The organism is Streptomyces sp. NPDC048197 (assembly GCF_043202395.1).
GTDB classification, from domain to species: Bacteria; Actinomycetota; Actinomycetes; order Streptomycetales; family Streptomycetaceae; genus Streptomyces; species Streptomyces siderophoricus.
In genome coordinates, this window is the sequence record NZ_JBIDAJ010000005.1 from 144,730 (window position 1) to 167,943 (window position 23,214).

At 71.2% G+C, this 23,214-nt stretch carries 23 protein-coding genes and 1 pseudogene; 11 read left to right on the plus strand and 13 right to left on the minus strand.

From position 1 onward, the window contains the following. Positions 1-45: 45 nt before the first annotated feature. On the minus strand, positions 46-807 hold the full coding sequence (locus ACGF4C_RS09395; protein ID WP_393564690.1) for a class I SAM-dependent methyltransferase: 762 nt from the start codon (positions 805-807) through the stop codon (positions 46-48). Then, complete coding sequence (locus tag ACGF4C_RS09400; protein ID WP_393564692.1) at positions 804-2,150, minus strand: MFS transporter; 1,347 nt, start codon at positions 2,148-2,150, stop codon at positions 804-806. The genes ACGF4C_RS09395 and ACGF4C_RS09400 overlap by 4 nt, the downstream gene beginning before the upstream one ends. 54 nt (positions 2,151-2,204) lie before the next feature. On the opposite strand from ACGF4C_RS09400, the gene ACGF4C_RS09405 reads away from it, so the two are divergent. Both ACGF4C_RS09405 and ACGF4C_RS09410 read left to right on the plus strand, forming a co-directional pair. After that, positions 2,205-2,951: an AraC family transcriptional regulator gene (locus ACGF4C_RS09405; protein ID WP_393564694.1), complete on the plus strand. Its 747-nt coding sequence runs from the start codon at positions 2,205-2,207 to the stop codon at positions 2,949-2,951. A 188-nt stretch (positions 2,952-3,139) separates the two neighbouring features. Beyond that, positions 3,140-4,306, plus strand: a complete 1,167-nt coding sequence (locus ACGF4C_RS09410) for a PP2C family protein-serine/threonine phosphatase (protein WP_393564696.1) — start codon at positions 3,140-3,142, stop codon at positions 4,304-4,306. Between the two features lie 33 nt (positions 4,307-4,339). Here the strand turns inward: ACGF4C_RS09410 and ACGF4C_RS09415 are convergent, their stop codons facing one another. Together ACGF4C_RS09415 and ACGF4C_RS09420 are read right to left on the minus strand one after the other, a co-directional pair. After that, positions 4,340-5,467 carry a hypothetical protein gene (locus ACGF4C_RS09415; protein WP_393564698.1) on the minus strand — a complete coding sequence of 376 codons (1,128 nt, stop codon included), beginning with the start codon at positions 5,465-5,467 and terminating at the stop codon, positions 4,340-4,342. Between the two features lie 33 nt (positions 5,468-5,500). Further along, positions 5,501-6,550, minus strand: coding sequence for an NUDIX domain-containing protein (locus ACGF4C_RS09420; protein ID WP_393564700.1), 1,050 nt, complete (start codon positions 6,548-6,550; stop codon positions 5,501-5,503). Between the two features lie 258 nt (positions 6,551-6,808). Between ACGF4C_RS09420 and ACGF4C_RS09425 the strand changes: the two genes are divergently transcribed. Further along, a complete protein-coding gene (locus ACGF4C_RS09425; protein ID WP_393564701.1) occupies positions 6,809-7,147 on the plus strand; it encodes a chaplin in 339 nt (112 codons plus the stop codon). A 165-nt stretch (positions 7,148-7,312) separates the two neighbouring features. Here ACGF4C_RS09425 and ACGF4C_RS09430 read toward each other — a convergent pair whose 3' ends face one another. Next, positions 7,313-8,140 (minus strand): alpha/beta fold hydrolase, encoded by an 828-nt coding sequence (locus ACGF4C_RS09430; RefSeq protein ID WP_393564703.1) that lies wholly within the window; start codon positions 8,138-8,140, stop codon positions 7,313-7,315. Positions 8,141-8,204: 64 nt separating this feature from the next. Then, a complete protein-coding gene (locus ACGF4C_RS09435; RefSeq protein WP_393564704.1) occupies positions 8,205-8,786 on the minus strand; it encodes a TetR/AcrR family transcriptional regulator in 582 nt (193 codons plus the stop codon). A 291-nt stretch (positions 8,787-9,077) separates the two neighbouring features. Here ACGF4C_RS09435 and ACGF4C_RS09440 point away from each other — a divergent pair, with 291 nt between their 5' ends. The 3 genes from ACGF4C_RS09440 to ACGF4C_RS09450 all read left to right on the plus strand — a co-directional run bounded on the left by ACGF4C_RS09440 (position 9,078) and on the right by ACGF4C_RS09450 (position 12,248). Next, positions 9,078-9,539 carry a GNAT family N-acetyltransferase gene (locus ACGF4C_RS09440; RefSeq protein ID WP_393565010.1) on the plus strand — a complete coding sequence of 154 codons (462 nt, stop codon included), beginning with the start codon at positions 9,078-9,080 and terminating at the stop codon, positions 9,537-9,539. Between the two features lie 218 nt (positions 9,540-9,757). After that, entirely contained in the window at positions 9,758-10,828 is a 1,071-nt protein-coding gene (locus ACGF4C_RS09445) for a hypothetical protein (RefSeq protein WP_393564706.1), read from the plus strand. A gap of 28 nt (positions 10,829-10,856) precedes the next feature. Then, complete coding sequence (locus tag ACGF4C_RS09450) at positions 10,857-12,248, plus strand: WD40 repeat domain-containing protein (RefSeq protein WP_393564707.1); 1,392 nt, start codon at positions 10,857-10,859, stop codon at positions 12,246-12,248. 57 nt (positions 12,249-12,305) lie between these two features. On the opposite strand, the gene ACGF4C_RS09455 is transcribed toward ACGF4C_RS09450, so the two are convergent. The 5 genes from ACGF4C_RS09455 to ACGF4C_RS09475 form a co-directional block, all read right to left on the minus strand. After that, positions 12,306-13,370: an NAD(+)/NADH kinase gene (locus ACGF4C_RS09455; RefSeq protein WP_393564709.1), complete on the minus strand. Its 1,065-nt coding sequence runs from the start codon at positions 13,368-13,370 to the stop codon at positions 12,306-12,308. A 210-nt stretch (positions 13,371-13,580) separates the two neighbouring features. After that, entirely contained in the window at positions 13,581-13,742 is a 162-nt protein-coding gene (locus ACGF4C_RS09460; protein WP_393564711.1) for an SDR family oxidoreductase, read from the minus strand. A 410-nt stretch (positions 13,743-14,152) separates the two neighbouring features. Further along, positions 14,153-14,650, minus strand: coding sequence for a hypothetical protein (locus ACGF4C_RS09465; RefSeq protein ID WP_393564712.1), 498 nt, complete (start codon positions 14,648-14,650; stop codon positions 14,153-14,155). 21 nt (positions 14,651-14,671) lie between these two features. Next, positions 14,672-15,910: a cytochrome P450 gene (locus tag ACGF4C_RS09470; protein WP_393564714.1), complete on the minus strand. Its 1,239-nt coding sequence runs from the start codon at positions 15,908-15,910 to the stop codon at positions 14,672-14,674. Then, positions 15,907-16,686 (minus strand): TetR/AcrR family transcriptional regulator, encoded by a 780-nt coding sequence (locus tag ACGF4C_RS09475; protein WP_393564716.1) that lies wholly within the window; start codon positions 16,684-16,686, stop codon positions 15,907-15,909. Before ACGF4C_RS09475 ends, ACGF4C_RS09470 begins: the two co-directional genes overlap by 4 nt. Before the next feature lie 196 nt (positions 16,687-16,882). On the opposite strand from ACGF4C_RS09475, the gene ACGF4C_RS09480 reads away from it, so the two are divergent. The 3 genes from ACGF4C_RS09480 to ACGF4C_RS09490 all read left to right on the plus strand — a co-directional run bounded on the left by ACGF4C_RS09480 (position 16,883) and on the right by ACGF4C_RS09490 (position 19,941). Further along, complete coding sequence (locus ACGF4C_RS09480; RefSeq protein WP_393564718.1) at positions 16,883-17,299, plus strand: hypothetical protein; 417 nt, start codon at positions 16,883-16,885, stop codon at positions 17,297-17,299. A 135-nt stretch (positions 17,300-17,434) separates the two neighbouring features. Then, positions 17,435-18,817: an AAA family ATPase gene (locus tag ACGF4C_RS09485; RefSeq protein WP_393564719.1), complete on the plus strand. Its 1,383-nt coding sequence runs from the start codon at positions 17,435-17,437 to the stop codon at positions 18,815-18,817. Beyond that, positions 18,814-19,941: a tetratricopeptide repeat protein gene (locus ACGF4C_RS09490; RefSeq protein WP_393564720.1), complete on the plus strand. Its 1,128-nt coding sequence runs from the start codon at positions 18,814-18,816 to the stop codon at positions 19,939-19,941. Before ACGF4C_RS09485 ends, ACGF4C_RS09490 begins: the two co-directional genes overlap by 4 nt. A 52-nt stretch (positions 19,942-19,993) precedes the next feature. On the opposite strand, the pseudogene ACGF4C_RS09495 reads toward ACGF4C_RS09490, so the two are convergent. Further along, positions 19,994-20,089: pseudogene (locus tag ACGF4C_RS09495) on the minus strand (DNA-binding response regulator); the annotation flags it as partial. Between the two features lie 145 nt (positions 20,090-20,234). Continuing rightward, entirely contained in the window at positions 20,235-21,221 is a 987-nt protein-coding gene (locus tag ACGF4C_RS09500) for an MsnO8 family LLM class oxidoreductase (RefSeq protein WP_393564722.1), read from the minus strand. A 424-nt stretch (positions 21,222-21,645) separates the two neighbouring features. On the opposite strand from ACGF4C_RS09500, the gene ACGF4C_RS09505 reads away from it, so the two are divergent. Together ACGF4C_RS09505 and ACGF4C_RS09510 are read left to right on the plus strand one after the other, a co-directional pair. Further along, positions 21,646-21,990 (plus strand): chaplin, encoded by a 345-nt coding sequence (locus ACGF4C_RS09505; protein WP_393564723.1) that lies wholly within the window; start codon positions 21,646-21,648, stop codon positions 21,988-21,990. Between the two features lie 407 nt (positions 21,991-22,397). Continuing rightward, the gene (locus ACGF4C_RS09510; protein ID WP_393564724.1) at positions 22,398-23,186 is read left to right on the plus strand and encodes an SDR family NAD(P)-dependent oxidoreductase; all 789 of its coding nucleotides are present in this window, start codon (positions 22,398-22,400) and stop codon (positions 23,184-23,186) included. The last annotated feature ends 28 nt before the right edge of the window (positions 23,187-23,214 follow it).

Here is a 23,214-nt window from a genome sequence, read left to right on the forward strand (position 1 = left end):
GCAGGCGTGATGGGGCGAATGCGGAGCGTCCTGAAAAAGGGCGGTTCAGGGACGTCGGGCCAGCAGGAGGTCGACCACGTAGGTCTCCGTCACCAGCTCATCGGGGAAGAGGTCGCGCAGCCGCCCGCGTTCGGCCGTGAGAAAGGCCCGGTGGTGGGTTTCGTCGAGGACGAGGAATGCGGAACGACTGCTGATATTGGCGAGGTGGGTGTCGAGCGGGACGGTACGGCTCCACCGCAGTTGGCGGCGCGTGACCTGCAGCCCCGCGAGGCCCGCGAGCCGGGTGGCCTCGGCGTCACTCAGCCGCGTTCCGGCGGGGGACGTCACCTCGCAGTGGCGCGCGATCCGCTCGTGCTGCGCCGCGATCCACGGCACGTCGAGGGCGTGGGTGTTCCACCACACCGCGAGCGCGCCACCCGGGCACAGCACGCGCAGCGCCTCCGGTACGGAGCGGTCGGTATCGGTCCACTGCCAGGCCTGTGCGTACGTGATCAGATCGTGGGAGCCGTCGGCCAGCGGCAGCGCATTGCCGTCGCCCCGGACGATCGGCACGCCGGGGAGGGCACTGCGGAACTGAGCCGCCATCCCCTCACCGGGCTCCACACCGATCACCTCGGCGCCGCGCTCGGACAACAGCGCGGTGGCCATACCCGTCCCCGCCCCGACGTCGGCGACCCGGGCCCCTGCGAGGGGGCGTCCCAGGAGCTCCTCGATGACGTCGAAGAGGGCCGGCGGATACGAGGGGCGGCTCGTCGCGTACTCGGCGGCGGCCTTGTCGAATGCTCGGGCGCGCGAAACGGCAGTCATCCGCCCATCATGCCGTCACCGCTCCGAAGTCCGCTTTGCGCGGCCGTAGTTGGGGATGCCGTCCCGGAGGGTGACGCAGCAGCGATCCCCTCCGGCATCACGGGCTCGGGCAAGGTGCGGAGCAGGAGCCAGCCGAGGGCGGGCAGGGCGATGAGGGGGGTGAGGGCGGCCTGGAGGGAGGTCGCGTCGGCGAGGGCGCCGAGGAGGGGGCTGGCGATGCCGCCGATGCTGACGGTCAGGCCCAGGGTGACGCCGCTGGCCGTGCCCACGCGTCGGGGCAGGTAGTCCTGGCCGAGGGTGACGTGCAGGGAGAAGGGCACGTACAGGCCGGCCGAGGTGAGGGCGACCAGCACGTACAGGAGCGGGCCGGGGACGAGGACGACGCCGGCCACGGCGAGGACGGTCAGCGCGTAGGACCACTGGACGACCCGGATGCGTCCGTAGTGGCCGGCGAGTTTGCCGCCGGCCACCGTGCCGACCGCGCCGCCGAGGTAGAGCACGAACAGGGCAGCGGTACCGGAGACCTCGCCGCCGCCGGTGCGCTGGCGCACGTAGAGCGAGATGAAGGCGCTCAGGCCGACGAAGACGATCGAGCGGCAGACGATGGCCCCGGACAGTTTGACGAAGGACGCCCAGTCGTCACGGCTGCCGACCACGTCGTCCGGACCGCAGGCGGTGGCGTTCCGGTCGCCAACTACCGCCGGGGTCATGGCAGTTGCGGTCGACGCCGCAGGCTCCTGCGCACTGGCTGCCGTCGTCGCCCCCACCTCCCGGGCCCGCATGGCCCGGAGGGCGGCCGTGCACAGCGCGGCGCCGGCGACGGCGGGGACGGCCAGCAGCGGCGAGGCGTGCAGACCGCCCGTGGTGATGACGGCGGAGACCATCAACGGGGCGGCGGCGAAGCCGAGGTTGCCGCCGAGGGAGAACCAGCCCATCGCGGTGTGGCTGCCGCGACTGGCCCGGCGCGCGACGCGCGCCGCCTCGGGGTGGTAGGCGGCCACGCCGATACCGGAGAAGGCGACCACGGCCAGGGTGAGGGCGTAGGAGCCGGCGATGCCGCTCAGGGCGACGCCGACACCACCCACCACGGTGCTCACCGGCAGCAGCCACGGCAGCGCCCATCTGTCGGTGAGCGCGCCGAACAACGGCTGGATCACCGACGACAGCAGCGAGGCGGCCAGCACGATGCCGGAGGCCGCCGCGTAGGTGTAGGCCCGTTCGGAGACGAAGAACGGCACCAGTGCGGCGACCGCTCCCTGGTAGACGTCCACGCAGGCATGGCTCAAGGACAGGAGCGTGAGGGATCTGCTGCGCGGCGCGCTGGTGTGGTGGGTCGTGGTCACTCGTCGATCGTCGCGACACCCCCGCATGTCGCGCTTCCGATAAATTGCCAATCCATGCCGAACATCCGCCATCTGCCGGAAGCCCCCACCCGCGTCCAGTCGCTGGCCGCCGGAGAAGTCGTCGACGCGCACCGCCACGACGACCACCAGATCGTCTACGCGGGCTCCGGCGTCGTGGCCGTCACCACCGACGCCGGCACCTGGTTCGCGCCCGGGACCCGCGCCCTCTGGGTCCCCGCGGGAACCGTGCACGCCCACCGTGCGCACGGCCACCTCGACCTGCACCTGGTCGGTCTGCCCGCCACCGACAACCCGCTCGGCCTGGACGCCCCCACCGTACTGACCGTCAGCCCGCTGCTCCGCGAACTGATCCGCGCCTACACCGCTGCCCCCGACGACGACGGCCCCGAACGCCGCCGCCTGCGCGCCGTGCTGCGTGACCAGTTGCGGGCCTCGCCGCAGCAGCCCGTTCACCTGCCCTCCCCCACCGACCCGCGGCTGACGGCCGTCTGCGCGCTGCTCCACGACAACCCCGCGGAACCGCGCACCCTGGCCGCCCTCGCCACCGCGACGGGCACCGGCGAACGCACTCTCAGCCGCCTCTTCCGCACGGAACTCGGCATGACCTTTCCGCAGTGGCGCACCCAGTCCCGCCTCTACCACGCACTGCGGATGCTGGCCGACGACACCCCGGTCACCACCGTCGCGCACCGCTGCGGCTGGTCCTCCACCAGCGCCTTCATCGACGTCTTCCGCCGCTCCTTCGGGTACCCGCCGGGCACCCACAAGCGTCGCTCCTGAGCGCCGCCGCCTGCGACGGAGCGCCGTGCGCCACCCGGCCGGGCGCCGGCCGACGCCTTCGGGCCTGCTGCCCGGCATCACCGAGAGTGACGCCCGGCCCGCCGTCCTCGATGCGCCGCCGGGAAAGCGGAGGCGGCCGCCCCGCGGCGCACTCGTCCGTCGGGCGCTCAGGGTGCAGAGTGGAAGGCGTGGGCCTTCGGCGGCGCTTCGGCGATCTGCGGCAGCCGTGGCAAGCCAGTCATGCGCTGGTCCTGATTCCCCTTGTGCTCATCGCGGTGATCACCCTCGTCGACATCATGGTCCCGGCCGATGTCCATCTGGGGCCGCTGCTCGTCGTCGCTCCCGCGCTCACCGCCTCGTTCGCCGGCCCCCGGCTCACCGGGTTCGTCGGAGCCCTGGCCGTGCTGGCCCAGGCGTACATCGGGCTGCACTTCGGCGTGCTCTTCACGGAACGCAATGTGATGGTGCAGGTGCTCGCCCTGGCCGCGCTTTCGGCCCTGATCGTGTTCTTCTGCGTGGTGCGCGAGCGGCACCGGCAGGAGCTGGCGAAGGTACGGTCGGTGGCCGAGGCCGCCCAGAAGGCGCTGCTCCGTCCGCTCCCCCACCGCATCGGCCCGCTGCACATCGCCTCCTGCTACCTGGCCGCCGAGCAGGAGGCGGCGATCGGCGGCGATCTGTACACCGCGACCCGTACCACCAGCGGAACCCGGCTGATCATCGGTGACGTACGGGGAAAGGGCCTGGCCGCCATCGGGGAGTCCGCCCTGCTGCTCGGCGCCTTTCGCGAGATGGCCCACCAGGACCTGACGCTGCCCGCCCTCGCCGCCGCACTCGACCGCAGCGTCTGCCGCTATCTGACCGACTTCATCGAGTCGGACCGCGACATCCCCGAGCACTTCATCACCGCGCTGCTGTTGGAGATCCCCGACGAGGGCCCCGCGACCCGGATGACCGACTGCGGCCACCCGCCGCCCCTGCTACTGAGCCAGGGGCACGTCAGCCTCGTCCCGAGCCCGCACCCCGCTCCGCCACTGGGCATGGGCGGAATGGGGGCGGGCAGCTACCCCGTGGACGGGATCACCTTCGAGTTCGGTGACACGCTGCTGCTGTACACCGACGGCGTCACCGAGGCCCGGGACCGCCACGGCACCTTCTACCCCCTCACCCAGCGCGTCGCCCGCTGGCCCAGGTGCGACCCCGAGGCACTCCTGCACCACATCCACCGCGACCTCCTCGCCCACTGCAGCGGACACCTCGGCGACGACGCGGCCCTCATCGCCATCCAGCGCACGCCCGTCCCCCAGCCCCGCCACCGCCTGGGAATCTTCGGCCAGACCGACGTCCCGCGCTGGTGACGCGGTGAGGCGGTGAGCCGGGGCGCTGTGGGGTCAGACGGTGGCCAGCCCCAGGCCGTAGAACCGCACCGCGTACGGACCGATGTCCTCGCCCTCGCCGCCGATCAGCAGGTCGTGCGGGGACGTCACGCCTTCCGCACGTGCCGTCGCCACGACCATCTCCGCCAGTGCGCGGCCCCGCGGCTCCCCCGGGCCGCCCGCGTCGAAGCGCCACCTCGGGTCGTGGTCGTCGTGCCAGGTGTCCCGGCTCATGGGGTGCTCGGCAACGGTGCCCCAGCCGAACGACGCCGGGTCGATATCGCGTTCCGCATAGGAGGCCAGCATCAGGCGGCGGTCGGCGTCGATGTCGAACAGGATCGGTGCGGAGCCGCCGACCCGGCCGTAGACCGGGATGACCCGGGCGATGCCGAGGGCGGCGAACTCGGCGGGCAGGGTGGTGAAGAAGGCCGCCAGCGCGTCGGTCAGCGTCTCCCAACTCCGCACCGCCCAGCGGCCGGGAAGGCTCAGCCCGGCGTTGGCGGAGCCCGGCCGGCTGCCGAAGTAGCCGCTGATCGCGTGCTCTTCGCCGTGGCCGAGGCTCCACAGCCAGTTCTCGGCCGGGGCGGTGGGTGCGAGGACGAGTTCCGGCCCGCGGCTGCCCGCCCGCAATTCCAGGGTGTCCCGCCTTCCGCGCCAGCGCAGGAACGGCGCACCCCAGGCCGGCGTGGAGTCGCAATACGGGCCCGTGGAACCGTACGAGCCGATGGCCGACGGCTCGCCGAGCGCGTCGGCGAGTTCGTCCTTCGCGGTACGGAACATCTCCGCCTGCCGCACGGGGTCGGGCTCGGGCGCGGGGTCGGACGTGGGGTCGCATTGGGCCACGGGGTCGGCTTGGGGTGCGGTCGCCGTCAGGCTCGCCACGAGTTCGAGATATGTCTCCTTCTCGACATACCGCTCCTCAGCCGGCCCGACGGGCCGCAACCTCAGGTCACCCGCCTTCGCCGCGCGGCTCCCGGCGTCGTCCGCCGACGCCTGGTCCACGACCTCGTCCCACCGCCGTCCCAGACCCACGACGAGGGCACGGGCACCGTCCTCGGTCCAGTCTCCGGTCTCCGCCGCGCGGAGACGCAGGGCGAGTTCGGCCAGCGGTTCGCCGGCATGGGTGAGGTGTTGATCCGTCATGCGTCGATTTTGTCGTACGCCCGCAAGCGCTGACTAAACCACTGGGTGGCGGTGAACGGGCGGCAGGCCGGGCAGGAGACCGGGCCAGACCGTGTCCAGCACATGCGCACTCGGCGTGAACAGCCCGGACACCAGGGCCGGCAGGTCGTTGACCTCGTGCCACTCCCAGCGGCGGATGAGATGGGGCTCCCGTACGACCGGCTCGCCGGTGAAGGCGGTGACCCGCACGGCGGCGGTCAGGCGCGGGATGCCGTGGGTGGAGTCCATCAGGATCGCCAGCAGCCGGGCATCGCCGAGCTCGGCCCGCAGCCCGGTCTCTTCCGCCAACTCCCGGACGGCGGCCTCGGTGAACGACTCGTCCGCGTCGTTCTTCCCACCCGGAAGCTCCCAGCCCCCTCGGACGGAGTGCCCCAGGAGCACGCGGCCGGCCGGGTCCGTGACCACCACGCCGGCGCCCGACAGCGCGTGCGGGGACGGACGCCCCTTGTTGCCGTACACCACCGGCGAGGAGACCGGAGTGCGCAGCACGAGGACGGCGAGCCCTTCGGCGTCCCGGCGATCGACGGTGCGCCAGCCGGCGGTCAGCAGCGCGATCTCCGCCTCGTCGAGGGCGATTTCCCGCCTGTCGTCCGGCACGGAAGCGGCGAGGGGGGTGATGACGACAAGGGCTCCACCGGGACGCAGGCGTTCGCGCAGCCGATTCAGGACGCGGGTGCGGTCCCGGACGAACGCCAGGGACAGGCGCAGGGTGATGAGGTCGTACCCGCCGCGCAATTCGTCCAGCGCGTCGCTCTCGATGTCGCACCGGACGAAACGCAGGCGCGTCGCCGCCGGTGGGGACGGCTGGGCCGCGGCGAGCCGAAGGGCCGCCGGGGCCTGGTCGATCGCGTCAACCTCATAGCCGTCGGCCGCCAGATGGCGGGCCAGCTCACCCAGCCCGCACCCGACGTCCAGTACCCGACCGCCACCGTCCGGTGCCGGCACGAGTGCGTGCAGCAGGGCCCGTTCCACGTCGCCGAGCGGGCGCAAGGACTTTCCCTCGTCGTAGTGCGCGTCCCCTTCATGCTGTGCGGTGTATCCCACTACCCGTCCCACCTTCCGGCCGCCTTCGGGCCTTCCTCGTTCCGTCGTTCGCCAGTCTTCACCTCGGCACGTCCGAGTGAACGTCCCCTGGAGACATCGGGATCGCTCTCACCGCCCCGTGCGCATTCCCGCCACGAAAGGGTGAAAAGTGCTCCAGTGACCTCACTTTGAGCACGTGTATGCCGAAAGGGGAGAACAGGAAGCGGCAAAGGGTCGCTTGCATTAATCGGAAGGTTCGGTATGTCACGGATCACGCGGATGACCGCTCTGGCTGCTCTCGCGGCAGGCACCGCTGTGTGCGGTACATCGGCTGCATTCGCCGACAGCAACGCGGCCGGCGGTGCTGTTGGTTCACCGGGGGTGGTGTCGGGCAACCTCATCCAGGTCCCGATCCACATTCCGATCAACGTCTGTGGCAACACCGTCGACATCGTGGGCCTGTTGAACCCGGCCTTCGGCAACAACTGCCTCAACGGTTCGGAGCGGGGTGTGGTCATTCACCGCGTCGTCAAGCACTACCACCACGACTTCAAGGCGAAGCACAAGAAGGGCCACCACGGCAAGAGCGGCTCCAAGCACCACAGCCACAGCAAGTAACCGGCGCCGCCGCGACCGGGACCGGGCCGTTTTCCCTCCGACAGTCCTTCCACTTTCCACCGGCGGGATCGGCCCGCCTTCGGGCGGCGTTCCGTGGCCGCACCATGCAGAGCATGGTGCGGCCACGGTGCTTTTCCGGAGCGTCTCCGGGCGTTCTTCCAGAGCTCAGAGCACGGCCAGCAGTTGCCGGGCGAACTCCTTCGGGTGCTCGGTGCAGCCGACGTGCCCGCCGGGGAATTCCACGGCCTTTCCGCCGATCAGTTCGGCGAGCCGGGTGGCCGGACCGTACAGCGCCTCCTGCGTACGCGAGTCCCGGCCGACGGCCGGTACCAGGCGGTCCGCCGCGCGCTGAAGTGCGGCGACGTCGGGCACAGAGCCCGAGAACGGACACAGGATGTGCTCCAGGAAGACCGGCAGGTTGGCGTGCATCCGCGGCGCCATCTCCCGGATTTCCGGCGGCAGTTCGGTCACAGATTCCCTGTCCTCCGGCCGGCCTCCCAGCCCTTCGCTGAAACGCGCCATCGCGGCGGCGACGCCCTGGGTGCGGAACGTCTCGCGTACCTCGGCGAACAGCGCCCGGTGCGGGGCGGGGTCCGGGAGGAGCTCCAGCAGCGGCGGTTCGTGGACGACGACCCGGTGCAGCCGCTCCGGGTGCCGGGCGAGCAGGTCGAGGGCGACGATTGCGCCGGAACTGCTGCCGAGGACGGACGCCTCCTCGTTCGGTGAGAGCAGTTCCAGCAGCCGGTGGGCGTCGTCGCTCCAGACCTCGACCCGCTGGTCGGTGAGCGGACCGTGGAGGCGGCTGCGGGACAGACCGCGCGGGTCGTAGGAGACCACGGTGTAGCGGATAGCCAGATCGTCGGCCATGGCCGCGTACAGCCCGGCGTCCGCGGCGCCGCCGGGTATCAGCAGCAGCACCGGGCCGCGGCCGCGCCGTTCGTAATGGAGGGTGGCACCGGGCACGTCGAGGGTGCCGGTGGTGGGCTCGTTCATCGTCGTTCCCCTGGGGTGGGTCGGATCAGCTCGGATCGGGTCGGGCCGGATCAGGCAGGTCAGCTCAGGTCGGATCAGGCCGGGTCGGCCAGTTCTCCAGGAGCACATGCAGTGCGTCGAGGGAGCGGGACCAGGAATCCTGGACGGCGCGCGGGTGACCGAAGCCGCCGCTCAACTCCAGGTGGATATAGCCGTGGAAGGTGCTGCGCAGCAGGCGGCCGGCGTCGGTCAGGTCCGGCTCGGTGAGGTCGTAGGCGCGCAGCATGCCGTAGGTGAGCTCGACACTGCGGCGCAATCCTGTGGAGTCGCCGACCTCGTCGGGATCGAGCTGTATCTGCGTCGCCGCGTAACGGCCGGGGTGTTCCAGCGCATAGCTCCGGTAGGCGTCGGCGAAGGCGACGAGCGCGGCCTTGCCGGAGCGGCCCGCCACCGCCGCGGCGATCCGGTCCGTCATCTCCTCAGACGCCAGCAGGGCCACCCGGACGCACAGGTCGCGCCGGTTCTTGATGTGCGAGTACAGGCTGGCGTCCTTGACGCCGAAGTGCCGCGCGAGCGCGGACACCGTGACCTTGTCCATCCCTACCTCGTCGGCCAGCTCCGCGGCCGCCCGCGTCAGCCTGGCGGCATTGACCCCCGCGCGCACCATGCAGCCTCCCATTTCCCTTACAGGCCCAGGACTTGAAACCCGGTTGGTTTCCGTCAGGCCGTGATCCCGTCAGGCCGTGATCCGGTCAGGCCGTTCCCTTTCCTAGGGCCTCTAGGAAGAAAGCTAGCATGACTAGGGAGGAGACCGTCGACGATATTTCGCGCCGCCTCGGGGTGGTGGATTGACATACTCCGGATCATGGATACGAGTGCGAGGACGGACGGGATACGGCCAGGTCGGGCGGGGCGGCCGGTGCGGGTGCCGGTGCCGGTGCACGAGTCGGGCCGTCCGATGGAGTGGGCGCTGCGTTCCGCCGGGCCGGCGGACGTCGAGGCGATCGCGGAGCTGCGGGCAACGGTGATGCGCCCGGACCTGGAGCGGCTGGGGAGGTTCGACGAGTACCGGGTCCGGCAGCGACTGCGGGATTCCTTTTCCTCGCGGTACACGTCGGTCATCGTGGCCGATGACGCCTTCGCGGGCTGCGTCACCGTACGCCCGGCCGAGGACGGGCGGTGGCTGGAGCATTTCTATCTCGCTCCGGGCGTGCAGGGCCGGGGCCTCGGATCGGCCGTGCTGCGCACCGTGTTGGAGCGGACCGATGCCGACGGCGTGCCCGTCCGCCTGCACGTCCTGCAGGGCAGCGCCGCCCGGCGGCTGTACGAGCGTCACGGGTTCACCATGGAGGCCCAGGACCCGATCGACGTCCACATGGTGCGGCGACCGGGTCCGGGCGCGGACGCCCTCGGGACCTGAGACCTCGGGACGTGAAGAGAAGGGGTCGGTAACTGATGCTGCAGCCATGCCTGTTGAGCCGGATCCGGGCGTCGGCCGGCAGGGCGGTGGGCCGGCGGTCCCGGTCCGTTTCTGAGGGCCGGTCCGTTGCACCGTGGGATTCCGTGACCGCCTGAGATTGTCAGTGGTGGTCCCTATACTTTCGGCGACTTGTTGATCAACGGCCGAGGGGAGATGCCATGCCGGTCCGACGGCTCGCTGCTCCTGAAGACCTGGAGACGCCGCACCCCCTCCCCGCGCGTTCACCCGTCCCCCAGCAGATCACCGCGGTCGCGGTCACAGCGGACCTGAGCCGGACGGCGATCGCCACGGCCGCGCCGTGGTTCCGCGAGTTCACCGAGGTGCTGGTGGTGGCGGACGGGGCCGTGACCCGCCTGTCCGTGCCCGATCGCCGACGCGTCCACGATCTCCTCTTCGACCCCGATGGATCGGCGCTGACCGCCATGGTCAGTGGCAATGCCATCCACCGCTGGGCGCTCGACGGCAGCGGCGAGCGGTGGCCGCTGGGCATGCCCGGGAGCGGTGGCTCGCGCGACCTGCCGCTCGCCCAAGTCGCGGTCGGGGCCCGGTCGTTCGCCACCGCCAACGCGTTCACCCAGAACGTCGTCGTGTGGGACGCGCAGACCCGGAGCGTTCGCCAGGACATCCACGAAACGTTCAAGGACCTCGCGTACGACGACCGGGTGGTGGGCGAGGGGACCGTCGCCCTGAGTGCCGATGGAGCACGACTGGCCTTCAGCCGCCCCCGCCGCTCGTTCGTGGCGGAGGACGAGGGTGTCGTCGTCCAGGAGATCGGCGACGGGCAAGAAATCGGTGGCGCCAAGAAAACCGGGGGCGGCCAGGAAATCTGCGGCGGAGCGTACGCCGAGCACCGTACCGGCATCTCGTGGGTGAACGGCCTGGCGTTCCGTCCGGACGGTGCCGCGCTCGCCGTCGTGGGCGCCCGCCCGGATCAAACGGTGGCCACGGTCATCGACCTGAACGCCCCGGCCGACGCCCCTGAACCGGTCGTTCTGCCGACCGTTCAACGCGTCGACCGGATCAATCTGCGGCCCGTATGGTGCGGCGCCGAACCGCGCGTGCCGATCGTGGACCGGAACCGCGTCACCGTCTGGCACCTCACCAGCGGCTCCACCGTCCTCTCGGTGGACGTTCCCGGCCCGCGGATCGCCGCCACGCTCACGCCCGACGGCCGCACCCTGGTGGTTGCTTCGCCCGACGACGGTGTGCACGCCCACCCCCTCCCCTGACCTCCGCACCACGTAGGACGCCGTTGCGATGAGCTCCCTTGACGAACTGCTGAAGGCGCGCCCGACCAAGCAGGTCTGGCATCAAGTCTGCCTGCTCCTGGCCGAGTTGGACGAGGAGGAGCTGGCCGCTGTCGTACCACGGGTGCTGGCCTGGCCCGCGCAGCAGCGTCCGATGCCCGACGACTGGTGGGCCCAGTGGACGGCGGGCGACGTGCGCCCGTACCACTCCCTCGCCGGAGTGCGCCACCTCGGACGCCTTGGTGTTGCGGAGGGCGAGGGTGAGGTGGACGAGGACGCGGCGGAGGCAGCGGAGACGGGGCTCGACGAGGGGTACTTCTACCACGGGGCGACCGCGGTGGCGGCACCCTCCGACCTGTCCTGGGTGGCGTTGGGCGCGGCGGCCGAATGGCACCACAACGGCGGCGACATCGTCCGCTGGGACACCGTGGAGAAGGACCGGCTGACCTGGTTCCTCCACGGCGCCACCTATCACGACGAGCCCCACGACATGCAGGTCAGCCCGGACGGTCGGACAGTGGTGACCTCTGTCGAAGGCCACCTGCACGCCTGGTCCGCCGCGACCGGAGAGCAGTTGTGGACCCTTCCGGCGTCCTCCGGGCCCACCGGCTCCTCCGCGCCCTCCGACCGGGACGACGAGGACGAGGACACGGACGCGGATGCCTTCGACGACGAGGATGACTTCGACGACGACGAGGACGAGGACGACTTCGAGGGCGAGGTGAGCCTCGGCATGGATGACCCCGTCCGGGTCGGTTTCAGTGGCGACGGCCGTCGGGTGGCCACCGGCACCTGTGTGTCGGGCCGGGTCGCCGTTGTGGAGGCGGATACCGGCCGGGTGGTGCTCACCGTCCCGGCCGAGGAGAAGGCGTTCGGCCCCGTCGCGCTGGACACGAGCGGGCGGCTGCTGGCGCACACCTCGCCGGAAGGCCGGGTGGTGGTCCGCGAGGTCGACAGCGGTGCCGTACTGGCCACCGCTCCGACCCGGCTCGGCCAGGTGCACGCCCTCGCCATGTCGCCAGAGGGTACTGCCGTGTTCGTGGTGGGCGCTGTGGCCGAGGATGCCGCACCCGCCGCCCAGCTGTTGAGCCTCGATCCCGCGCCCACGGTCGGTGAGTTGATCCGGCCGACGGAGTACCCGGTCACGATCGGCAGACATTCGGCCCTCGCCGGTGCCGGCACCCGCGCCGTGTGGACCGGCCGCGGCCCGTACGCCTTCGTCCGGACCGGCAACGGCTCGGTGCTCTTCGACTCGACCGCACGGACGCTCTGGGCGGACCCGAACCAGCAGACCGTGTCCTTCACGCCCGATGGGCACGCGGTGGTGACCGTCAACGAGGCCATCGAGGCGTGGTTCCTCGACGGCCTGGCCGCCCCCGGGCCGTCCGCGGCCATCGGCTGACGCCGTGGATCCGCGGATCGGCAGCTCAGCGGCTGGGCAGCTGGGCGGCTCGGCGGCTCAGTCGATGTCCGCGGGCAGGGGCGGAAGGCGCAGGTGGGCGAGGTCATCGGGGGCCGGTGTGGTGTGCGGCCACATGGGGGTGACGTCGGCGTCGACGGCCGCGGGGGCATCGGTCAGGCGCATCCGCTCGCGCAGCCTCCCGTAGAAGTCGGTGGGCCCCAGCCGTACGACGCGCAGGCGCTGGGGAGCCGCGTAGACACCGATCCAGTCGCCCGGATCCAGCACACCGCGCAACTGGCCGTCGACACTCACCGCCGCGCGGCCGGAGTGTCTCAGGACGCGGAGGGCGACGGCCTCGTCGGGGGCGGCGACCACCGAGCGGTTGAAGGTCATGTGCGGGGCGACGGGGGTGAAGATGATCGCGTCGGCGCGGGGGGAGATGACGGGGCCGCCGGCGGCAAAACTGTAGGCGGTGGATCCGGTGGGGGTGGCGACCAGGACGGCGTCGGCGGAGTAGGAGGCGAGCAGTCGGCCCGCCAGGTACACGCCGAGGGCGACCTGCCGGTCGCGTGCCAGTTTCTCCAGGACGATGTCGTTGAGGGCCGTCACGTTCAGGGCCACCCCCCAGTCCAGGGCGACGGCACACTCAGGGCGCACGGGTGGCGGCGGCAGCGCAGGGCCCCGCCCGTAGCGCAGGAGCGTCTCCATTCCCTCGGGGAGTTCCAGCGGACAGGACGCCCGCATCGTCAGCATGAGGCGGGTCTCGACGTCCGCTCGGCCGCGGTGGATGGTGTCCAGCGCGCATTCGACGTCGTCGGCCGGGACCTCGGTCAGAAAGCCGAGGGTGCCCAGGTCCACGCCGAGGACGAGCGCGTCGTTCTGGGCGGCCAGGCGGGCTCCGCGCAGGAAGGTGCCGTCCCCGCCGAGCGTGACGATCAGATCGGGGCGGCCGGCCGCGGCGACCTCCTCACCCGCGTCCCGCCGTTGTTCGCCCTCCCCCCACACGTCGATGGCGACGCAGCCGACCTCCTGACGCTCACACCAACGTCGGACGACATCGGCGGCCGCCACAGCTCCCGGACGCCCCCCGTGGACGACGACGCCCACCCGTTGCACGCTCACTCAGCGTCCTTTCCCTCCGGGTGCCCTGTCCGGCCGCGCCTGCGCCTGCGCCTGCGCCTGGCCATGAAAGGCTGCCGAACACCGGCCGACACCATGGATCGATAAGACACCCATGGATCGATAACATCGCATATGGCGCCTTTTATTTACCTTCTCGGCATCCTAAGGGGCCCTCGGCCCGCCGCCGCCCATGGACCGCGGCGGCGCCGATTACCGGGTGATGCGGCCGCCGGCGACGTCGATGGTGAGTCCGGTCGGCCAGGCGGCGACGTCGGAGGCCAGGAACAGGGCCGTGTGGGCGACGTCTTGGGGGGTTCCCATGCGTTTCAGCGGATGCCGGGCGGCGACCTGCTCCTGCACCTCTGGAGGCATGCGGGCCAAGCATGCGGTTGCTGGCCGAGCTCCACCAGGCGGGCGCGGCTCACGAGCAGTACGTCTGCGCGGCGCTCTCCCCGGAGGAGCACCGGCAACTGAGCACGCTGCTCCGGGGGATGGCCGAGCAGCCAGCACGGACTCAGCCCGGGAGTGCACCCCGGCTACCGGCCGATCCGGCCGGACCGGTCCGCACGCAGAAGCGGCAGGGAGTAGGTCGTGGCCGTGGGCGAGGTGGGGCGGGCGGGTGCGTCAGCCGCCGGTGGCCTGCCTCACCAGCGGTTCACGGTCTGCAGCGCGATCGGTCGGAGCTCGTCCTGATCGAGGTGGAGCGTGCCGAATCCGAAGAACGGCACCGGGCGCCCGCAGAGGAGTGCGGACCCGAGGCGGGGCCGGGTTGCGGCCCGGCACTATGGGTGGGCGTCCGGCGCTCGTATCAGCAGGAAGCGGTGGAGGAGCGGTCCGAGGATGCTGACGACGGCGGCCAATCCGACTGCGACGGCACGGTCGGGGTGGGCGAGCGAGTCGTCCAGCAGCCAGCCGGCGGCGAACGCGAGGACGAGCAGGGCCACTTTGGCGACGGCCAGCCGGACGAACGACAGGTGGGGCCGGTGGTGCGGAGACCGGTGCGGCTGGGGCCGGTGATCGGTACGTCGGGCCGCACGGCATCGGCGGGCCAGGTGCAACAGCGGGGCGGCGACGAACAGGAGGACCAGCAGCTTCGCGGCGTGCTCCCATGGGGGCGTTCCCTCGTTCAGCGCCCAGGTGACGCCTATGACGAGTCCGGCGGTGAGGTAGGCCAGGGAGGGCTTGGTCGGATACCTCCTACGGGGGCCAGCCGCTGGCGACGGGGATGTCGGAGCGCTGCTGAGGGGGCCGGGCGGAGGGCGACGCGTGGGGGTGGGCATGGCTGCCTCCTGGAAGGGGCGTCAGCCGAGCGAGAGGGGAAGGCGGCGCAGGCCGCGGAGGGTGATGTGGTCCTTCCATTCGGGTTCGCCGGCCAGCCGGACCTGTGGGGCGCGCCGGAGCAGCATGCGCAGAGCGATCCGCGTTTCGAGGCGGGCGAGCGGAGCACCGAGGCAGAAGTGGATGCCCTGGCCGAACGAGAGGTGCCGTACGGGCGTGCGGCCGATGTCCAGCCGCTCGGGGTGTTCGTACGCCGCGGGGTCACGGTTCGCCGCGCCGATGAGCAGCAGCAGCGTGGTGCCCGCCGGGACCGGGACCCCGGCGACCTCGGCGTCCTGCAGGGCGAAGCGGACGGTGAGCTGGACCGGCGAGTCGTAGCGCAGCAGCTCCTCCACCGCGTTGTCGGTCAGGTCCGGGTTGCTGCGCAGCCGCTCCAGTTGGCCGGGGTGACGGAGCAGGGCGAGGGTGCCGTTGCCGATCAGGTTGACGGTGGTTTCATGACCGGCGATCAGCAGCAGCGTGCAGGTGGCCAGCAGCTCGTTCTCGGTGAGGGTGTCGCCGCCGTCGTGCACGCCGACCAGCGCCGAGAGGAGGTCGTCACCGGGTGTGTGACGACGTTCGACGACGAGTTCGCGCAGGTAGTCGGTGAACTCCCGGCGGGCCTGCGCCTCCTGTTCGGCGGCGCCGGGCGGGAGCAGGAAGTCGGGGACGAGGGCACGCGCCACCGCGTGCGACCACATCAGCATCCGGTGGCGGTCGGCATCGGGCACGCCGAGCAGTTCGCTGATCACCGCTACGGGCAGCGGCGTGGCCAGGCCCTCGATGAGGTCGACCGGTCCCGGCACGCTCTCCATGACGGTGAACAACTCGGCGGTGAGCTCCTCGATCCGTGGGGCCAGAAGCTCCACGCGCCGCCTGGTGAACGCCTGGGAGACCAGGGAGCGCAGCCGGGTGTGGCTGGGCGGATTCAGGCCCAGGAAGCCGCGCACGGGGCGGCCGTCGTCATCGACCAGGACTTCGAGGGCCGGGCGGGCCCGTCCGGTGAAGCGGGGGTCGTCGGTGTCCGCGTGCCCGAACCGCCCGTCGCGCAGGACCGCGGCGCAGTCCTCGTACCGGGTGAGCACCAGCAGCTGCTCGTCGAGGCGCGCGAGCGGCGCCTGCGTGCGCCAGCGGGTGTAGAGCGGGTAGGGATCGGCTTGGTTGCGCGGGTCGAGCAGATCCTGCAGCGACGGCAGTGCGGCCGTGGCGTCGACGTGGGTCATGGCTTCTCCTCGTCGTCCTCGGGCCGGTCAGCGGGTGGCGGGCCGGCGGCCGGTGTCGCGGCGGGCGCGGTGTCGTTCGTGGGGGCGGGCGCGGTGGCGTTCGTCGGGGCGGCCGCCGGGGCAGCCGGGGCGGCGCCCGGGGTGCTGGTGGCCGCGATGCCGGCGAACAGCCACCGCATCGCCTGGCCCAGCAGTTCGTCCGGCACGCTGGCGGCGTCGATCCGGCGCTGACGCAGCAGTCCCTGGAAAAGCGCCATGGCGATGGTGGCCACCGCATCGGCGGAGACGGTCTCGGGCGCCCCGATGTGGTTCAGCGCCTTGGCCATGAGGCTCGCCAACTCGGACCGGGGCCCGCGCAGCTCCTCCGCCAGGGTTTCCAGCAGCGGCGGATTGCGCACCGCGTAGAGCCAGAACTCGGCCTGGAGCGGCGCAAAGTCGGGGTCCTTGTCGGCGGCGTTCGCCAGCAGCCGGCCGAGTGCCGGGACCGGATCGTCGCCGTGCTGCGCCTCCGCCATGATCTCGGTCGCCCGGGACACCTGCTGGCTGGCCCGCTCCTTCAGCAGCTCGACGAAGAGCCGCTCCTTGCTGCCGAAATTGGAGTAGACCGCGCCGATGGAAAAGCCCGCCGCCTCGGCGATCTCCTCCACGGAGGCTGCGGCGAATCCCTTACGCGCGTACGTGCGCGCCGCCGCGTCGAGCAGCAGCCGCCTGGTGCGGGCCTTGGCCTCCGCCCTGGTCGGCCGGCGCTTCGGGGTGTGGTCGGCATCCGCGCTCATATCTCCACACTACGGATAGCGGTCGCTATGTCAATAGCTGGCAATATCCGAAGAGGGGGCCCGACCGAGGACTGGCGATATCCGAAGGGGGCCCGACCGAGGACCGGCCGGCGGTCCCCGGTCGGGCCGACTGGCGGACCGGAACCCTCGGGCGTTCCATGAAGGGGACTGTGCGGACCGGTCGAGGGAGAGAATCATGTTCGTACCGACCGACAAGGTGGGACTGTTCCCGGTGCACATGGAGATCGAGGACAACGACGGAAGTCCCCAAGTACGGTTCGAATTCCAGAAGTTCACAGATACGGGGGTCCCGGGCCTGGGCAGCACCTTCGCCGGGGCCTTCAATTTCTTCAGTTCGGATGTCACCGGCATCTCAACTTCCAACGGTAGCCAGCAGTTGGACGCCGGCATCCTGGAGAGTTCGGACTTCCCCATTCCCGGACAGGAGCCCGATGCCAACCTGAGGACATTCTCGGAGGCTGAGCCCACCTCGGCCCTGGAGGTCCAGAGCGTGAAACTGTTCCTGGGTGGGTTTCTGATGGGGACCTGGAGCGTGCAGTTCGAGACGCCGATCCATGTGTTCAACCTGGACGGCAGATGGGCCAAGGTGTGATTCCGTTGGGCCACGGTGTGACTCGGTAGCCCACGTCACTCGATTCGCACGACAATCCACGTCACCCGGTCCGCATCACGTCGGTGGGCTCACCCCCACGGTCGCCGCCGTGACCGGCTCCGTAAAGTGTGCGTCATGTCGGCGGAATCCCCCCTCATACAGAGCATGCGTTCGGCCGTTGCCGCGGCGCCCGATGACGTTCCCCTGCGGCTGCACCTCGCCGAGTTGCTGCTGACCGCGGGCCTCGGCGATGCCGCGGTGAGCGAGGTGGCGGTGGCACTGCAGCACGCTCCCGGTGACGGCCAGGCACGGGAGTTGATGGTCCGTGCCCTGGCGGGTACTTCGGCACCCGAGCCCGGTGAGGCAGCGCTTCCGTCGGCACCGCAGACCCCGGCGCCCGGCCACCCCGCCGGCCCGCCGGCCCCTACAGCGCAGAGCCCCGCACCCGCACCGCAGCAGAGCCCCGCACCTGCGCCGGAGCAGGGTTCCGCACCCACGCCCGCGCCCGCGCCCGTGCAACCTCCCAAGTTCGACTGGAAGGCCGCCGAGGACCAGGTCGGCGATGCCGTGCCGCCCAGGTTCGTGGAGGCGCCGCTCGCCGTCGACGGCAGCGGTGATCCCGGGGACGCCGCCGCCTGGGAGGTGGAGCGGCCGGGAGCCGTCCGGCTCGCCGATGTGGGCGGCATGCAGGAGGTCAAGGAGCGGCTGGAGGCGGCCTTCCTGGCGCCGTTGCGCAATCCGGAGCTGCGCCGCCTGTACGGCAAGAGTCTGCGCGGCGGGCTTCTGCTGTACGGGCCGCCCGGCTGCGGCAAGACCTTCATCGCGCGGGCCGTCGCCGGGGAGCTCGGGGCGAGCTTCCTGTCCGTATCGGTCAACGATGTGCTCGACATGTGGATCGGCAACTCCGAGCGCAATATGCACGAGCTCTTCCAGACGGCGCGCCGCCAGGCCCCGTGCGTGGTCTTCCTGGACGAACTCGACGCGCTCGGCGGCAAGCGCAGCCGCACCCAGAGCGCCGGTATGCGCAACACCGTCAACCAGTTGCTGACCGAGCTGGACGGTGTCGAGGCGGAGGCGAACGAGGGCGTTTTCGTGCTCGCCGCCACCAACGTGCCCTGGGACGTGGACATCGCCCTGCGCCGGCCCGGCCGGCTGGACCGGACCTTGCTGGTGCTGCCGCCCGACGCGCCGGCCCGGGAGGCGATCCTCCGCTACCACCTCCGGGAGCGGCCGATCGAGAACGTCGACCTCGGCAAGCTCGTGAAGGCCACGGACGGGCTGTCCGGGGCCGATCTGGCCCATGTGTGCGAGGCGGCGGCCGAGCATGCGCTGCTGGACTCCGCGCGTACCGGGACCGTACGCATGATCGGGATGACGGACCTGCTGGCCGCGGCGGGGCAGGTCGCGCCTTCGACGGAGCCGTGGTTCGCGGCCGCCCGCAATGTGGCGATGTACGCGAACGACGGCGGGATGTACGACGACCTCGTGGCCTATCTGAAGAAGAGGCGCAAGCTGTGACCACCGTGCATCCGGCCGTCGAAAAGGCCCAGGCACTCATCGATTTCGACCGCTACGACCAGGCCCTGGCCCTGCTCGCGCAGCACCTCGCCGAAAACCCCGACGACACCGGCGCCTGGATCAAGATCGGCTACTGCCAGCTGAACACCGACCAGCCGGAACGAGCCCTCGAAGCGGCTGACGAGGCGCTCAAACTGGCTCCCGGGGACTTCGGCGGGCTCATCCTGCGCGCCCGGGCACTGACCCGGATACCCGACCGGGCATGGCGCGAGGCGGAGCCCGTACTGCGTGAGGCGGTCCGGGTTGCCCCGCACCACTGGTTCGGTTACGCGATGCTCGCCGACGCCGTGTGCCGGATGTCCATGGTCCGCCACGCCCGGGCGACCGGCGCCAAGGAACTCCGGCACGAGGACATGGCCGAGGTACTGCGCGAGGCGGCCGACCTGGCCAGGGAGGCGCTGCGACTGGGCCCGGAGGAGGTCTACGCCCACGAAGTCGCCCAGCAGATCGCCGACTTCTCGGGCAACCGGACGCTCGCCGAGCAGCTCAACCGCGCCATCCTCCGGATCGACCCCACCCACGCCGAGGCCCTGGCCCGGCAGACCCGGCAGGCCGCCGAGGCCCCGGGCGTCCCGGCAGCCCAGGCCGCCGATCTGTACGCCGGCGGGCTGGCCGCCGTACCGGACTCCGCCGAGCTGCAACGCGGTTTGGACCGGGCGACGTACCGCATGCTGCGGGGGGTGCGGTGGCTCGCCCTGCTCTGCGTCGGCCTCGCCGGGGCGATGGTGGACCTGTTCGCCGTCGACGGCGAGGTGCAGCGGGCGTTGCCGCTCCCGCTGGGCCAGCGCGTGTGGTATCTCGTGCCGATGACCGCCATCTGGCTGGTCGGCGGACTGCTGCGCTACCGGCGTCGGCGCGCCGGCGTCCAGCTCAACGTGCGCTCCCTGATCCGCCGCCACGGCTGGTCCCGCGTCGTGGTGGCCCAGGCGGCCTGGGCCATGCTGTGCGCCCTGCTGATCGCCGAAGTCCCCTGGGCCGAACGGCCGTTGCCGCAGGTGCTGTTCTGGGCGGGGCTCGTGCCGACGCTCGCCACGGTCTGGTTCGACCGGCCCAGGAGCCGCTGACGCAACCGCGTACTTCGCCCTCGGGCGGGCAAAGCTCTCCGGTCGCTGCGGCTCAATAGCCCGCCGGCCGCACCAGCCCCGTCTCGTAGGCGAAGACCGCGGCCTGTGTCCGGTCACGCAGGCCGAGTTTGGCCAGGATGCGGCCCAGAAGCTATGGATCAGCCCTTTTGCCCCGCGTCCCGCGGGGGAGCGCAGTCACCGACCAGCTCTCAGGTATGAGCGGTACGGGGGCCCGGGGGGAGGGAGTGGCTGCCGGCGATCGGCGATCCCGCCTCATAGGCGGCTGATGGTTCTTACGGTGCTGTCGTGGCCCCGGTGTACTTCTTGATGAGTTCGTAGGAACGGATGCGGTCCCGGAGGTCGTAGACCGGTGTGGTCAGCATCAGTTCGTCCGCTCCGGTCTCCTCGGCCAGTTGGGCAAGCCGGTGCAGGACGGTCTCGGGTGTTCCGACGGCCTGCTGGGCGCGGAAGCCGGCCAGCGCCTGCTGCTCCTGCGCCGTGAAGGGGTGGGTGGCCGCTTCCTCGGGCGCGGGGAAGGGGATCTCGCTCAGGCCCTTCAGGAGGCCGGCCTTGACGACGTTCATCGGCCCGATGCGCCACGCGGCTTCTTCTTCCGTTTCGGCGCAGACCGTCTCCACGCACACCAGCACCCGGGGGCGCTCGCTCCAGCGGGAGGGGATGAACTCCGCCCGGTAACGTTCCACCGCCGCCCGGGTGTTGTCCGGCCGGATGTGGTGGGCGAGGGCGATCGGCAGGCCGAGGCTCGCGGCGAGGGCGGCACCCGCGGTGCTGGACGCCAGCAGCCAGGGTTCCGGCAGCGGGTCGAGGGCGACCTCGTCGACGAGGAAGGACAGGATCGCGGCCACGTCGTCCTGATACTCGGCGTCCGTCGTCGGCCCGGCTCCGCGGCGTAGCGCCCGGGCGATGCCCTCGTCGAAGGTGCCGGGGCCGCGGCCGATGCCCAGGTCGATGCGGTCCGGGTGGAGGGCGGCCAGCGCCCCGAACTGCTCGGCCAGCATGAGGGGTGCGTGGTTGGGCGCCAGCACGCCGCCCGAGCCGAGATGGATGGTCGAGGTCGAGGCGGCGGCGTGCGCGGTCAGCACGACGGGTGGGAACGCGCCGATGGCCGGGGAGTGGTGGTGCTCGGCGTACCAGATCCGGTGGTAGCCCAGCCGTTCCATTTCCCGTGCGAAGGCGGCGGTGTCGCGCAGGGTCGCCTCGGCCCGGGTACCCGTTTGGACCATCGCGACTTCCAGCGCTGAAAGCGGTACATCGATCATGGCGTCAGCATAGGGACGAACGTTCGACGAGGTGCCTCGATCTGCTGGTTCGGCGTCAATGAGTGCCGCGGAGGCTTGGGGCAGCAAAAGCGGAAGCCACGTGCGGGCCGACGATCCCCCTGGAGGAGCCGGTGCTGCTCGCCCCGCACGCCGGCCAGGCGCCGTCAACCGTACGGATACCGGCAAGCGCCCCGATCTACGGCGGGCGCGGTAACTGCTGGCCGGCCGCGTCCAGGCAGAGCACCCAGAGTGAATCGAAAGAGTGAAAAGATCTCAAACCCTTCACCAGAAGCTCACGGCTGCCGAAGAGAAGTGACAGGAGGCGGCAGCGTGCCGCCGCGATCGATCGGGAGATTTGCTTATGTCACGCTTCACGCGAGTGACGGCTGTTGCCGCTCTGGCGGCAAGCACTGCGCTGGGCGGCATGTCGGCAGCGTTCGCAGACAGTGACGCATCCGGCGGCGCGGTCGGGTCCCCGGGAGTGGTGTCGGGCAACGTCATTCAGGTCCCGATCCATATTCCGATCAACCTGTGCGGCAACACCGTCAACATCGTTGCTCTGCTGAACCCGGCCTTCGGCAACACCTGCGTCAACGAGTCCCGGCACGTGGTGCTCCTCCGCCACGACGTCGAGCACCGTCACTTCGAGCGCCACCACGTCAAGCACGTCGAGAAGAAGCACCACAAGAAGAAGAAGCACCACAAGAAGAAGCACCACCACCAGCCGTCCGGTGGCATTCACACCGGTGGCGGCGGCTTGGCCGGCTAGGACGGGAGCCGTCCCGGGTGTGGCCCCACGGCCACGGACCACCCGGGAGGTCACTGAAGCCCGTACCACAACACCCGGACCGGGTCGCTTCCTCCGACAGCCCTTCCACTTTCACCGGAGGAGACGGCCCGGCCCGGGCATTTTTGTGTGCCCGGGCAGTTTTGTGTGCCCGGGCAGTTTTGTGCGCTCGGGCGGATATGTGTGCCCGGGCACTTTTGCGTGTCCGGGCACTTTTCGGGTCCGGGCACTCTTTCGGGTCCCGGCAGATGCGTTTCCCCTTGCCTTGCCTCGCCTTGCCTTGCCGGAGCCCGGTGAGCGGGCGGTGAGTGTGCAGTGAGGCGGCGTCGGCAGTGTGGGGGCATCGCCGGTTCCACGGAGCGGACCGGCCGCCGAGTGAGGGGCTGACGATGGCTGCGACGATGACTGCGACGACGGGTGCGTTGACGGGGAAGACGGCGTTGGTGACGGGCGGGTCCCGGGGCATCGGCCGGGCGGTGGCGCTGCGGCTGGCTGCCGAGGGCGCGTGGGTCGCGGTCCACTACGGGGACAACGAGGAGGCGGCCCGGGAGACGGTGGCCCGGATCGAGGAGGCGGGCGGACGGGCCGTCGCCGTGCGGGCCCGCTTCGGTGACGACGGCGCGGTGGACCGGCTGTTCGAGGAGTTGACGGCCGGGCTCGCGGGGCGGGGGCTGGACATCCTGGTCAACAACGCGGGCATCTCTTCGGGGAGTTCGGTGGCGCAGGTGACCCGTGCGGAATGGGACCGGCTGCTCGCGGTCAACGTCACCGCACCGTTCTTCGTCGTCCAGCGGGCCCTGCCGCTGCTCAACGACGGCGGCCGCGTCATCAACATGGGCTCCACGGCCAGCCGGTTCGCCGTCTCCACGCAGATCGGCTACACCGTCACCAAGGCGGCGCTGGAGTCCCTGGCCCCGTCGCTGGCCAATGAGCTCGGCCGGCGCGGGATCACGGTGAACACGGTCGCGCCGGGTGCGGTGCGGACCGACCTGACCGCCGCCTACACGTCCGTGCCCGAGGTGGTCGCCGGGCTTGAGGCGGTCACCGCGCTGGGGCGGCTCGGTGAGCCCGAGGACGTGGCCGATGTCGTCGGATTCCTGGCGGGACCGCAGGGCCGGTGGATCACCGGCCGGACCCTCGACGTCTCCGGCGGTACGTACCTCGGCCCGATCGTCTGACCGGTGCGGGTGGCTCACCACCCGCAGG

Bases quoted from the DNA above. Each gene is read 5' to 3' on its own strand.
- ACGF4C_RS09460 (WP_393564711.1), bottom strand. From the start codon at position 13,742: ATGCCTCCAGAGGTGCAGGAGCAGGTCGCCGCCCGGCATCCGCTGAAA.
- ACGF4C_RS09485 (WP_393564719.1), top strand. From the start codon at position 17,435: ATGTCGGCGGAATCCCCCCTCATACAGAGCATGCGTTCGGCCGTTGCC.
- ACGF4C_RS09500 (WP_393564722.1), bottom strand. From the start codon at position 21,221: ATGATCGATGTACCGCTTTCAGCGCTGGAAGTCGCGATGGTCCAAACG.
- ACGF4C_RS09440 (WP_393565010.1), top strand. From the start codon at position 9,078: ATGGAGTGGGCGCTGCGTTCCGCCGGGCCGGCGGACGTCGAGGCGATC.
- ACGF4C_RS09445 (WP_393564706.1), top strand. From the start codon at position 9,758: ATGCCGGTCCGACGGCTCGCTGCTCCTGAAGACCTGGAGACGCCGCAC.
- ACGF4C_RS09505 (WP_393564723.1), top strand. From the start codon at position 21,646: ATGTCGGCAGCGTTCGCAGACAGTGACGCATCCGGCGGCGCGGTCGGG.
- ACGF4C_RS09435 (WP_393564704.1), bottom strand. From the start codon at position 8,786: ATGGTGCGCGCGGGGGTCAATGCCGCCAGGCTGACGCGGGCGGCCGCG.
- ACGF4C_RS09475 (WP_393564716.1), bottom strand. From the start codon at position 16,686: ATGAGCGCGGATGCCGACCACACCCCGAAGCGCCGGCCGACCAGGGCG.
- ACGF4C_RS09465 (WP_393564712.1), bottom strand. From the start codon at position 14,650: ATGCCCACCCCCACGCGTCGCCCTCCGCCCGGCCCCCTCAGCAGCGCT.
- ACGF4C_RS09415 (WP_393564698.1), bottom strand. From the start codon at position 5,467: ATGACGGATCAACACCTCACCCATGCCGGCGAACCGCTGGCCGAACTC.
- ACGF4C_RS09510 (WP_393564724.1), top strand. From the start codon at position 22,398: ATGGCTGCGACGATGACTGCGACGACGGGTGCGTTGACGGGGAAGACG.
- ACGF4C_RS09405 (WP_393564694.1), top strand. From the start codon at position 2,205: ATGCCGAACATCCGCCATCTGCCGGAAGCCCCCACCCGCGTCCAGTCG.
- ACGF4C_RS09430 (WP_393564703.1), bottom strand. From the start codon at position 8,140: ATGAACGAGCCCACCACCGGCACCCTCGACGTGCCCGGTGCCACCCTC.
- ACGF4C_RS09480 (WP_393564718.1), top strand. From the start codon at position 16,883: ATGTTCGTACCGACCGACAAGGTGGGACTGTTCCCGGTGCACATGGAG.
- ACGF4C_RS09395 (WP_393564690.1), bottom strand. From the start codon at position 807: ATGACTGCCGTTTCGCGCGCCCGAGCATTCGACAAGGCCGCCGCCGAG.
- ACGF4C_RS09470 (WP_393564714.1), bottom strand. From the start codon at position 15,910: ATGACCCACGTCGACGCCACGGCCGCACTGCCGTCGCTGCAGGATCTG.
- ACGF4C_RS09425 (WP_393564701.1), top strand. From the start codon at position 6,809: ATGACCGCTCTGGCTGCTCTCGCGGCAGGCACCGCTGTGTGCGGTACA.
- ACGF4C_RS09450 (WP_393564707.1), top strand. From the start codon at position 10,857: ATGAGCTCCCTTGACGAACTGCTGAAGGCGCGCCCGACCAAGCAGGTC.